This window comes from Flavobacterium sp. LAR06 (genome assembly GCF_041946075.1).
Taxonomy (GTDB): Bacteria; Bacteroidota; Bacteroidia; order Flavobacteriales; family Flavobacteriaceae; genus Flavobacterium.
Genome location: NZ_JAUTYT010000001.1, coordinates 644,209 through 656,757 on the forward strand (window position 1 = coordinate 644,209; position 12,549 = coordinate 656,757).

The 12,549-nt window shown below is 34.0% G+C and carries 10 protein-coding genes; 5 read left to right on the forward strand and 5 right to left on the reverse strand.

Going from position 1 to position 12,549, the window contains the following annotated elements; genetic code table 11:
* Positions 1–158 precede the first annotated feature (158 nt).
* On the forward strand, positions 159–1,196 hold the full coding sequence (locus Q7C23_RS02840; RefSeq protein WP_375031081.1) for an aldo/keto reductase: 1,038 nt from the start codon (positions 159–161) through the stop codon (positions 1,194–1,196).
* Between the two features lie 126 nt (positions 1,197–1,322).
* Here Q7C23_RS02840 and Q7C23_RS02845 read toward each other — a convergent pair whose 3' ends face one another.
* On the reverse strand, positions 1,323–3,287 hold the full coding sequence (locus Q7C23_RS02845) for a transglycosylase domain-containing protein (protein WP_375031082.1): 1,965 nt from the start codon (positions 3,285–3,287) through the stop codon (positions 1,323–1,325).
* Positions 3,288–3,543: 256 nt separating this feature from the next.
* Between Q7C23_RS02845 and Q7C23_RS02850 the strand changes: the two genes are divergently transcribed.
* A complete protein-coding gene (locus Q7C23_RS02850; RefSeq protein WP_375031083.1) occupies positions 3,544–4,020 on the forward strand; it encodes a hypothetical protein in 477 nt (158 codons plus the stop codon).
* Between the two features lie 81 nt (positions 4,021–4,101).
* On the opposite strand, the gene radA is transcribed toward Q7C23_RS02850, so the two are convergent.
* The 4 genes from radA to panC all read right to left on the reverse strand — a co-directional run bounded on the left by radA (position 4,102) and on the right by panC (position 8,064).
* Entirely contained in the window at positions 4,102–5,463 is a 1,362-nt protein-coding gene (gene radA, locus Q7C23_RS02855; protein ID WP_194659189.1) for a DNA repair protein RadA, read from the reverse strand.
* The gene (locus Q7C23_RS02860; protein ID WP_375031084.1) at positions 5,463–6,617 is read right to left on the reverse strand and encodes an alpha/beta hydrolase; all 1,155 of its coding nucleotides are present in this window, start codon (positions 6,615–6,617) and stop codon (positions 5,463–5,465) included. Before Q7C23_RS02860 ends, radA begins: the two co-directional genes overlap by 1 nt.
* A gap of 203 nt (positions 6,618–6,820) precedes the next feature.
* The gene (panD, locus tag Q7C23_RS02865; protein ID WP_026984155.1) at positions 6,821–7,171 is read right to left on the reverse strand and encodes an aspartate 1-decarboxylase; all 351 of its coding nucleotides are present in this window, start codon (positions 7,169–7,171) and stop codon (positions 6,821–6,823) included.
* Positions 7,172–7,185: 14 nt separating this feature from the next.
* Positions 7,186–8,064 (reverse strand): pantoate--beta-alanine ligase, encoded by an 879-nt coding sequence (gene panC, locus Q7C23_RS02870; protein WP_375031085.1) that lies wholly within the window; start codon positions 8,062–8,064, stop codon positions 7,186–7,188.
* Between the two features lie 78 nt (positions 8,065–8,142).
* On the opposite strand from panC, the gene Q7C23_RS02875 reads away from it, so the two are divergent.
* From Q7C23_RS02875 to glmS, 3 genes are read left to right on the forward strand one after another with little or no spacing between them, the layout of a single operon-like run.
* The gene (locus Q7C23_RS02875) at positions 8,143–8,949 is read left to right on the forward strand and encodes a glycogen/starch synthase (protein ID WP_074660269.1); all 807 of its coding nucleotides are present in this window, start codon (positions 8,143–8,145) and stop codon (positions 8,947–8,949) included.
* 21 nt (positions 8,950–8,970) lie between these two features.
* A complete protein-coding gene (locus Q7C23_RS02880; RefSeq protein WP_375031086.1) occupies positions 8,971–10,587 on the forward strand; it encodes a DUF4270 domain-containing protein in 1,617 nt (538 codons plus the stop codon).
* A 9-nt stretch (positions 10,588–10,596) separates the two neighbouring features.
* Positions 10,597–12,444: a glutamine--fructose-6-phosphate transaminase (isomerizing) gene (gene glmS, locus Q7C23_RS02885; RefSeq protein ID WP_375031087.1), complete on the forward strand. Its 1,848-nt coding sequence runs from the start codon at positions 10,597–10,599 to the stop codon at positions 12,442–12,444.
* Positions 12,445–12,549: the final 105 nt, after the last annotated feature.

Here is a 12,549-nt window from a genome sequence, read left to right on the forward strand (position 1 = left end):
TTCAAAGATGCAAGGCTCAGAGTTTTAACTTTGGGCCTTTTTGTTTTTTTGCAAGGTTTCCAAAACCTTATTCTTTTTTTAACTTCTGTAGAATTTTCATTTGAATATTACCTTTGTACCTTTGAACCTCTGCAACTTTGAACCTTAAAAAGAAAAGAATGAAATACACAACTTTACCCAATACCGATATAAAAGTTAGTAAAATATGTCTCGGAACCATGACTTTCGGACAGCAAAATACAGAAGCAGAAGGCCATGCTCAAATGGATTATTCGCTTGAAAGAGGTGTGAACTTTTTTGATACAGCCGAGATGTATTCCGTTCCGGCAAGCGAGGCAACTTATGGAAGTACAGAAAAAATCGTTGGAACCTGGTTTAAAAAATCAGGAAATCGCGAAAAAGTGGTTTTGGCTTCAAAAATCGCTGGTCCAAATGCCAATTTTGGCTATATGCGCGAAAAATTAGATTTCTCTCCGGCAAGTATTAAATATGCTTTAGACAATAGCTTAAAACGCCTTCAAACAGATTATATCGACTTGTATCAGATGCATTGGCCGGAGCGCAAGACCAATACTTTTGGACAACGTGCTTTTAAAGTTCAGAATGATCCTTGGGAAGATAATTTTAGAGAAGTTTTAGAAACGTTTGATGGTTTAATCAAAGAAGGAAAAATAAAACACATTGGAGTTTCTAATGAAAATGCCTGGGGGATGATGCGTTTTCTGGAAGAAAGCAAGTATCAAAACCTGCCAAGAATTAAAACAATTCAAAATCCATATAACTTACTTAACCGTCTTTTTGAAGTTGGTTCTGCTGAAGTTTCGATGCATGAAAATGTTGGTTTACTAGGATATTCTCCATTAGGGTTTGGAACTTTGACAGGTAAATTCTTAACTGGAGAAGAACATCCAAATGCGAGAATCAAACTTTTCCCGCAATATACGCGTTACGCCAGCGAACAATGTACACAAGCGACAATATTGTATCAGGAAATTGCTAAAAAACACGGATTGACATTGACAGAATTGGCAATGGGATTTGTTTTGCAACAACCGTTTTTAACTAGTGCGATTATCGGCGCTACAACATTGGAACAATTAAAAGAAAATATCGATACAATTGATATTGTGCTTTCAAAAGAGATCTTAAATGAGATCGAGAAAGTTCAGGCGATTATTCCTGATCCGGCACCATAAGGAGTTATTGCCACAAAGCTAAGAAGTCGCAAAGTTTTTTATTTAAAAATGAAAAACTTTGCGACTTCTTAGCTTTTATGATATTAAAATAAACACTTTGTGTCTTAGTGTCTTCGTGGCAAATCTTTAAAGATCAAATTCATCTCCAATAGACAAAGAATCTGCTGGTACTGCTGTTGAATCCGGTGCTTTAATTCTGATTAAAGAACGTGCACTTCCAGAAATGTAAACAGGTAATTGTCCAATTGTATCTTCAGGAACTAAAAGTCCTCTTCGAAACATTAAGTTCTTTAGGAATTTCTGATTCTTTAAAGCATAATCTTTCAAATTTCCTTCTTCATTAAATTGATACATGAACTTTCGGGGCTTTGGAATGATAGTGGCTAAATACAAGCATTCGTCTACATTTAAGGCTGAAGGGCTTTTTTGGAAGTAAAAATGACTTGCTTCTCCAATTCCGTAAACATTTGGTCCCCATTCGATAATGTTGAAGTATACTTCCAACATTCTTTCTTTGCTGGCAATTCGGTTGTTTTCCAAGATATAAACCAAGAGAATTTCTTCCAATTTGCGTGAAAGCGTTTTTTCCCTTGTCAGGAAAACGTTTTTAATCAACTGCATGCTGATGGTACTGGCACCGCGCGAGAACTTTTTCGTTCTAATATTCTTCAGAATCGATTGTTTGAAAGCTTCATTTATAAATCCGCGATGAGAAAAGAAAGAAGGATCTTCTGTTGTTAAAACTGATTTCCTTAAATAAGGTGAAATCTGGTCTAAAGGCGTGTAATTCGGATTTGCATTTCCAACCAAAATCGGGCGTTGTTGAACTTTTTGAATAATGGCGCGATAAACAAATTCTCCATTTAGTTTGTTCAGATTAGCTTCTCCGTATTTTGTGATTCGTAAATCTTCCTTATTCATTTTGCTGTCAAAAACCAGCGTATTCGGTTTGTTTTTATTGAATTTGAAATCCAATTTATAATCGAAATTCCCGGTTGCTTCCATCCCTTGAAAATGCGTAAACAATCCGTCAGGCAAGGAAACAATAAAATCCTGCGCCTTCATTTTTGGAATATTCACTTTCAAAGTATAAATCGTATCTTTTTCAGTATTATAAGAAACATAAGGTTTTACTTTTATTTTATTCAATTGCATGGTGGAAGTGCTGTCAATCGAAATAAAATCATCTCCCAATAAAAAGCGATAATCAAAACGAGCGTTTTTGATCACAACATCTTTGCTCGCGATTTTTGGATGATTGATTTTTAAATTGGTAATCGAAGTATAGCCATCAATATGTAATTCGCTTCCGTCTTTATCAATGTTTTCAACGTTTAAACGAATAGAATCGAAGCTCGCTTTTAGATTATAACGTTCATCTAAATAAGGAACGCGAATGGCGCCGGTATCCAGGTTAAAGAATCTGATATCTGCTTTTTTGTTTCTCGGATCGGCAAAACCTTTTATGTTCCAGCGCTGATCAAAATCCTTGCTTTGCACATGAAGATTGGTTTCGAGTTGTTTGTTGTCTAAAACGAGTTTGCTAATCGCAATTGAGGCTTTTTTGCCATTATCATCAATTCTGAAATTCAGATTTTCCAAATTCATGTCGGTCGGAACCAAATTCAGTAGTTGGGAGATTATGCGATAGGCGAAAGTCGCATATTTTCGTTTTTCATTAGTATCCGATTCTGATTTGTCTCTTTTTAGGAAAGCATCAAAATTGCGAACTTTTCCCTTTTTCACAAATTGTACATAACCATTGTTGATTTTCAAAGTTCCAACCTGAACATCGCCAATCAATAAATTGGATAAGCTGATACTGGTTTCAATTTTATGAATGTGAAAAAGTGTGTCTGCATTTTTTGGAACCAAAATAACATCTGATAATTTAATAGTAGACAAGCCGTCAAACGAAGCCGACTTAACTGAAAAAGTACTGTTATAATCGACATTCATTTTGTGGGTTACTTTGGCAATAGCTTGTTTTAACAGCGAATTACGAAAAAAGTAAAGTCCTGAAAAAAGCACTGCTAATACCAGGGCAAGTATTAAGAGTGCTTTATATATTTTTTGTTTTGGAAAATTCATAAAGTAGGTTGCTTCTTGAAATTGTTCATTTTTGAAATCTAGCGTAAATTTAAATTTAAATTTATCAGGTTATAAAATTTTTCTTTTAAATTTTAAATAATGTTCTAAAGTTTTGATTTTGTTATTGTTGTGTTTTGTGTTTTCTTCTTTGTAAAAAAAAGAATTCGTGGTTTAGTTTCTCAATTGAGGAAAGCCGTAAAGTTTTGTAATTTATCCTGTATACATTTATCTTATTAAAAATATTTAAACCAATTAAATGAAAATCTTTAAAAAAATTATGTTTTTGTCTTTTGCCCTATGTGCATTGGCTTTGTCGTCATGTAGTAGTAATGATTCTGATGATAATAGTGATCCAATAGCTCAAGAGGAATTTATCAAATTTACATACAATGGTACTGTGTACAATTTCGAACCAAGCGTAATGACATCATTAAATATGAACATTATGGGAAGTACAGGAGTTGATAATGCATACAAAAAAATCTCATTATGGACACCTTTGAATGTTACAAAAGGGAGTCATGACATCGTGTATGATTTATCTAATATGGAGACAACTTATCAAGTGTCTTTTAGTTTTATGCCGACAATAAATAATGCCGATGCTAAATCTGGAACGATGAATATCACCGCTGTAGATGATAAAAAAATTGAAGGAACTTTTACTTTTTCAGGAACTTCAGCAGGACAAGCATTTACTGTTACAGAAGGAAGTTTTAGAATCTTAAAATAGAGAACTTACTTTTTAAATAAATGTGCTCAGAAAGATATAATCTTTCATGAGCACATTTTTTATATAGAAATTCGTTATTTATTAACCAAATAAAATACTGGCTACATCTTCAATTTTAGCCACAAGCTCAATTTTGATTCCGGTATTTTTTAAGGCGATTTTATTGTACTTGGATACAAAGATAGTATTGAATCCTAATTTTTCAGCTTCCTGAATACGCTGATCGACACGATTGACAGGACGAATTTCACCTGAAAGTCCAACTTCGCCGGCAAAACAGAATCCTTTAGTTACCGGAATATCTTCATTGGAAGATAAAATAGCAGCAACAACGGCTAAATCAATTGCAGGGTCATCCACAGAAATTCCGCCCGTTACGTTTAGGAAAACGTCTTTGGCGCCTAAACGAAATCCGGCTCTTTTTTCTAAAACAGCTAAAATCATGTTCAGTCTTTTTGCGTTATAACCTGTAGTACTTCGTTGAGGTGTTCCGTAAACTGCAGTACTCACCAGCGATTGTATTTCGATCATTAACGGACGCATACCTTCCATAGTAGTAGCAATCGCAGTTCCGGACATTTCTTCGTCCTTGTGCGAAATTAAGATCTCTGATGGATTGCTGACTTCTCTCAAACCGCTTCCTAACATTTCATAAATACCTAATTCAGCAGTGGAGCCAAAACGGTTTTTTAAGGAACGTAAAATGCGGTAAACGTGATTTCGATCACCTTCAAATTGCAAAACGGTATCTACCATATGTTCCAGAATCTTTGGTCCGGCGATATTTCCGTCTTTTGTAATGTGTCCAATCAAAATAACCGGAATATTGGTTTCTTTAGCAAACTTGATCAGTTCAGCGGTAGTTTCTCTAATTTGAGAAATACTTCCGGCAGTCGATTCAATATAATCCGTGTGTAAAGTCTGAATGGAATCAATAATGACAATTTCAGGCTGAATGGCTTCAATTTGCTTGAAGATATTTTGTGTTTTGGTTTCTGTTAAAATATAACAATTGTCGCTGTTTGGTGTGATTCTTTCAGCACGCATTTTTATCTGCTTTTGACTTTCTTCACCAGAAACATATAAAGTTTTATAAGGTAGTTTTAATGAAATTTGAAGTAAAAGGGTACTTTTTCCTATTCCCGGTTCACCTCCCAAAAGCGTTAAAGATCCTGGGACAATCCCACCTCCTAAAACACGATTCAATTCTCCATCAGTTGTATCCATTCGGATTTCCTGAGCCGAGTCAATTTCATTTATTTTTAAAGGGCGTGGAGCTTTGGTGTTGGAAGTTGGTTCGCTTTTCCAAGCCACTTTTTCCTGCTTCTGAATGATTTCTTCGGCAATAGTATTCCATTCTTTGCAGGCATTGCATTGCCCTTGCCATTTGGCGTATTGGGTTCCGCAATTCTGACAAAAAAAGGAAGTTTTAACTTTTGACATTATTTGGTTTTTTTGGCAAGTGTATTCATTTCATCAATTTTCTCATACATCAAATCCTTATTTAAGTCACCAATTGGTTCCATTTGCGAAGCATTTTGATATTTTTTTGAAGCATGTTTAGGATCTCCCATTTTTTCATACATCAATCCTAGTTCATATTCTCCCAACATAGCTTTTGGATAATTTACATTTCCAATTTCGGCCATTTTTCCTAATTCATCATAAGCGTTCTTTTTTAATATAAGAGTCTCTATAATTTTGAAATCACTAATTCTTACCGGAATTTGAACTCCTAAAACTTTAGACATGACATTATATTTATTCTCCAGATAATCAGCATAACCTGATTCAAGAACAGCGATTTTGTCATTGTATTCTGCAGAATTTATAGGTCTGTAAACTTCAAAAATTTGATATAAAGCGCTTGGTATGGCATGTAATACCTGAGTGTAATGTGTTGTTCCTTTGAATAAATCATATTTATAATTTACTAACGGATTATTAGCAATTTTAATGTTGCTGTCTAATTTTTCAATAGGTTCTTTAATTTTTTTATTGTCTCCATCAGCTGCGGATAAATAGTAAAACAAAGGCTCAGTTACTTTAGCAAATTTTTCAGGAACCCTAACTTCCATTTTATTGGCAAGTTCAGGACTAAAAGAAATGTAGGCATTAAAAAGAGGTTGCTCCTTATATAAATAGAAATTAATGAAACTTGCAGTTACATCATGTCCTGCAATAATTCTAAAAGGCGCTGTTCGGTATTTTTTTTCAATGTAAGGAAGTAATTCGGCACCTATAAATTCATAAAATTCTGCCCCTTTTTCAAAAGGAAGCCCAGTATTCTGGTCAATTGTTGTATCGTCTTCGCGTTCATCATTTTTATTTTGATGAACCCCAATAATGATCATTTCTGGTATGTCTCCCCAGTAATTACCGTAACTTATAGCTCCAGAGAAGGGATCAAATAAATAATCGCCGTCTAATAGATACAGAACAGGATATTTTTTTTCAGGATTAGCTTCGTAAGAGGCAGGGAGTCCGATGGTTATTCTTCTTTCTTCTCCCAATTTTTCAGATTGAATGTTGTCAAATTTTTTCTGGGCAAATGAAGAAATTGACAATAAAATAGACAGTAGGTAAGCTTTTTTCATGATTTGTGGCATTTCAGTAAATTAAAAAGTATTGAAATAAGGTAGCAATATAATACTTTATTTGCTTTTTTCTTACAGAAGGATTTTAAAAGGCATAGGAACTTTTGGGCCTGAATCTGTTTTGATTTTAGACCAAAGAAGTACTCTTTGTACAAAAATAAATTTTGACAAATAATTGGGAAGATAAAGTGTAAAAGGAATACTTAGGTTAACGAATTATCGTTTTCATTAGGGAAAATGATCCATGGTTTGAAGGTTTTAGCTTCTTCAAAATCCAGGGTAGCATAGGATATAATGATAATAATGTCGTCTTTTTGAACTTTTCTTGCTGCAGGACCATTCAGTGTAATATCTCCTGAATTTTTTTCTCCTTTAATAGCATAAGTTTCAAAACGTTCGCCATTATTGATGTTTACAATAGATACTTTTTCACCTTCAATAATATTTGAGGCTTCCAGTAATGTTTCGTCAATAGTAATACTGCCGATGTAATTTAAATCAGCTCCAGTTACTTTTACACGATGAATTTTAGATTTTATAACTTGAATTTGCATGCTGCAAAGGTAAATTAATTTAATGAAATGGTGTCAATCAGTCTTATAGAATTAACAAATACTGCGATAAACGCGCGGTAATTTTTGTCTTTACTTTTGTTTTCTATAGGTAATAATGTTGATTCGTCAGCAATAACGAAATATTCAAGGTCAAACCTTGGGTTGTCTTTGAAAGAATTTTCTACAAATTCTACAGTTTCCTCAGGACTTTTGGTTTTGAATATTTCTCTGGCTTCCGTTAAGGTTTTATAAATAATAGCCGCTTCTTTTCGTTCTTCAGCAGTCAAACGCTCATTACGGGAACTCATAGCCAGCTGATTGTCTTCTCTGAAAATAGGACAGCCAACAACATTTACGGGCATATGATTTTTTTCGACCATCTTTTTAACGATCTGCAGTTGCTGAAAATCCTTTTCGCCAAAATAAGCATTGGTTGGCGTAACAATTTCAAATAAGCGTTTTACAATAGTTCCGACTCCGTTAAAATGTCCGGGTCTAAATTTTCCTTCCATTTGATTTTCCAGTCCGTCAAAGTCAAAATCCTGTGATATTGTCTTTCCTTCATAAATATCCTCTACAGAAGGAGCGTATAAAATCATTTTGTCGCTTAAACCTCGCATTTTTTTAACGTCTTCTTCAAGGGTTCTTGGGTATTTTGCAAGATCTTCAGGATTGTTAAATTGAGTAGGGTTTACGAAAATACTTACAACGGTATCATCGTTTTCTTTAAGAGAACGTTGCATTAAAGCCAGATGCCCTTGATGTAAAGCGCCCATTGTTGGTACAAATCCGATAGTTGAATTTGTGGTTTTGATAGTTTTTAAATAGGCTATCAAAGCTACTTTACCGTAGAAAATATGCATGGCGGTATTATTAAAATTTAGTGCAAACATAATATATTAGTTATAAACTGCATAAATTTTTGTAATTTTGCAACGTTTTTATTACCAAAAATTAAGTAAAATACTATTATGAAAGATAAGAGGATATTATATGTATCATCTGAAGTCGTGCCTTATTTGGCTGAAAATGAGGTTTCTTTAATGTCTTACGACGTTCCGAAAATGATTAATGATCAAGGAGGTCAGATAAGAATTTTCATGCCAAGATATGGAAATATCAACGAACGAAGACACCAGTTACACGAAGTAATTAGACTTTCAGGAATGAATTTGGTAGTGAATGACTTAGATATGCCATTGATTATTAAAGTAGCTTCAATTCCGAAAGAAAGAATTCAGGTTTATTTTATCGATAATGATGAATATTTTAAGCGTAAAGCAACTTTTGCTGACGAGGAGGGAGTTTTGTATCCTGATAATGACGAAAGAGCAATATTTTTTGCAAAGGGAGTTGTTGAAACGGTAAAAAAATTAAATTGGGTTCCGGATATTATTCACGTTCATGGTTGGTTGGCTGCTATGTTGCCAATTTATATGAAACATTATTATAAAAATGAAGCGTTGTTTTCCGAAACTAAAATCGTGACGTCTGTTTACGGACAATCTTTTGATGAGAATTTAGATTTAGAAATGATTAATAAGGTCAAATTTGACGGTGTTCCACACGAGTCTGTTGCTGATTTGGAAACGCCTAATTATGAAAATATCTTAAAGGCCAGTATATTGCATTCTGATGCTGTTATTATTGCATCTGAAAACGTATCCCCAAGTTTAACAAAATTTATAGAATCTTCAGGAAAACCTTTTTTACCTTTCGCCACGAAAGATGCATTCGCTGAAGCGTATACAAATTTCTATAAAAGTATGGGTCTTTAAATTTTAACTTTATTATTAAACATGTATAATACTTCTTTTATTAAGAAAATTCTATTAGTTGCAACGGTTGTTCTTTTATATTCTTGCGATAAAGATTTTAATGCGATTGGTGATGATTTGATTGGAGATAATCATTTTGACCTTCAAGGTGAAAAATATGATGTGTTGGCTTATAATCAGGAAGTAACACCAGTACAGTCAAATGCATTGGCAGTTAATGGTTTAGGTATTTATGATAATCCTGTTTTGGGTACAACTACGGGTAATTTTGCTACTCAGCTTACATTGGCTGCTTACGCACCAACTATTGGTGAGGAGCCTGTCATTGAAAGTGTAGTGCTTAGTGTGCCTTATTTTAGTCATGTAACCGAAGCAGATCCCAAAGGAGGAAGTAAGTATGAATTAGATTCAATTTATGGAGATCCTAAAGGGAGAATTAAGTTAAGTGTTTATGAATCTAAAGTTCAAATGCGTAGTTCTTTTTATGATGGAGGAGCACAATTTGCACAAATGTATTACACAAATCAGGATTCAAGTGCGGATGATATAAATTTTAATTCATCTGAGAATAAAGGAATTTTGTTGAATGATTCTTCGGATAAATCAGAAAATACTGAGTTTCTTTTTAATCCTATACAAATAAAAGATTCAACTGTAGTTGATGCAAATGCTGCAGTAAAAAAGTATACTTATGCCTACAGTGTGCCGGAAATGCATTTGAATTTAAATAAAGACTTTTTTCTAAACAAAGTTTTAAAAGCCCCGGAGTCTAAACTAGCAAATGCCAATACTTTTCAGGAATATTTCAGAGGATTGTATTTTAGGGTTGAGAAGTCGGGAGTCAATAAAAGTAGTATGGCTCTTATGGATTTTTCAAAAGGCAAGATAACAATTAAATATAAGGCTAAAACGGCTATTAAAACCGACTTAGAGACTGTTAAAGAAGATAAGTCTCTAGTGATTAGTTTAGGTGGAGGAGCTACAGCCAGTTTTTTAAATGATGCTAAAAGCACCAATTATGCAAGTGCAATAAATCCTGCTAATGTGAATAACACTGCTGGTGATGAAAGGCTTTATTTAAAAGGAGGGCAGGGATCAGTTGCGGTTATTGATCTTTCAGATTTTGGTTCTAAGTTGGCTGAAATCAGAAAAAATAAGTGGATGGTTAACGAGGCAAATCTGGTATTTTATATCGACGCTGCTAAAATGACTGGTGCAGATGAACCAAAAAGAGTGTATTTGTATGATTTAACAAATAATACTCCGGTGATTGATTATGCTGATGGGACTAGCGGGTTTTTGGGTAGTGATCCTAAAGGAACAAGATATGTTTTTGGAGGAATTTTAGAAAAGGATGCTAGTACCAAACGTGGAAAATCATATAAGGTTAGAATTACAAATCATATAAGAAATCTTATAAAAGATGCTACTGCTACTAATGTAAAGTTAGGTTTGGCTGTAACTGAGGATATTAATATTATCTCTTCAAACAAACTTAAAGCAAAAAATACGGTAATTTCAGATGTGCCTAAAGGATCAGTTACGAGTCCGGTAGGAACGATTTTGTATGGAAGCAAAGCATCTGTTCCCGAAGCGCAAAGACTGAGACTTGAAATTTACTACACGAAACCAAATTAATAAATATATATGTGTGGAATTGTTGGATATATCGGCCATCGAGAGGCGTATCCTATTGTTATAAAAGGATTAAAGCGACTCGAATACAGAGGATATGATAGCGCAGGTGTTATGTTGTATGATAACACAGACGTTAAACTTTGTAAAACAAAAGGTAAAGTTTCGGATCTTGAAGCTAAAGCAAAAGATGGTTTTACTACAAACGGAACTATTGGAATTGGACATACGCGTTGGGCAACTCATGGAGTTCCGAATGATGTAAATTCGCATCCACATCTTTCTAATTCTGGTGAATTAGTGATTATTCACAACGGAATTATAGAAAATTATGCACCTCTTAAAGAAGAATTAATAAAAAGAGGTTACACTTTTAAATCAGATACTGATACTGAAGTTTTAGTGAACTTAATTGAAGAAGTTCAAAAAAATGAAGGTATAAAATTAGGTAAAGCAGTACAAATTGCTTTGAATCAAGTTGTGGGAGCCTATGCTATCGCTGTTTTTGATAAAAAAAATCCTAACGAAATTGTTGCTGCAAGATTAGGGAGTCCTTTAGCAATTGGTGTTGGAGAAGGAGAGTATTTTATTGCTTCTGATGCTTCCCCTTTTATTGAATACACTTCAAATGCAATTTATCTTGAAGATGGTGAAATGGCAAACATTAGATTGCACAAGCCTCTTAAGGTTAGAAAAATTAAAGATGACTCTTTAGTTGATCCTTATATTCAGGAACTTCAAATGAACCTGGAACAAATTGAAAAAGGTGGTTACGACCATTTTATGCTTAAGGAAATATATGAGCAGCCAAGTGTTATAAAAGATACTTACAGAGGAAGACTTCATGCAAATGAGGGAATTGTTCAAATGGCAGGTGTTGAAGATAATCTTGAAAAATTCTTAAATGCTAAACGAATTCTGATTGTGGCGTGTGGTACTTCATGGCATGCGGGATTAGTGGCAGAATATATTTTTGAAGAGTTTACACGTATTCCTGTAGAAGTAGAATATGCATCTGAATTCAGATATAGAAACCCAATTATAAATAAGGATGATGTTGTAATCGCTATTTCTCAATCTGGAGAAACTGCAGATACAATGGCGGCTATTAAATTGGCTAAAGAAAACGGAGCTTTCGTTTTTGGAGTTTGTAATGTTGTAGGTTCTTCTATTTCAAGAGAAAGTCATGCTGGAGCTTATACACACGCAGGACCAGAAATTGGAGTAGCATCTACTAAAGCTTTTACCACTCAAATCACAGTTTTAACTATGATTGCCTTGAGATTAGGTAAGGCGAAAGGAACATTGTCAAATCCTGATTTTCATGCATATTTGCAAGAATTAGAATTGATTCCGGAAAAAGTTGCAGAAGCTTTAGAAACAAATGATAGAGCAAAAGAAATTGCAGCTGCTTTTAAAGATGCACCAAACTGCTTGTATTTAGGGCGTGGATATAACTTCCCCGTTGCCCTTGAAGGAGCCTTGAAATTAAAAGAGATATCTTATATTCATGCTGAAGGTTATCCAGCTGCTGAAATGAAACACGGGCCAATTGCTTTAATTGATGAGCATATGCCTGTTATTGTAATTGCTCCTAAACAAGGGCATTATGATAAAATTGTAAGTAACATTCAGGAGATAAAATCAAGAAGCGGTAAAATTATTGCTGTAGTTACTAAAGGTGATACTCAGGTTCGTGAATTAGCCGATTATGTAATCGAAATTCCTGAAACTTCTGACGCATTGTCTCCGCTAATTACCACAATACCATTGCAGTTGCTTTCTTATTATATTGCTGTAATGAGAGGTTGTAATGTTGATCAGCCACGTAACTTAGCTAAATCAGTTACAGTAGAATAAAGATTATAATTCATTATATGTTAAAAAAGCGAGATTTATGTCTCGCTTTTTTTTATTGTCAAATTTTTTTTCTAACCCCTCTATTTTTATTATATCCGCATTTTT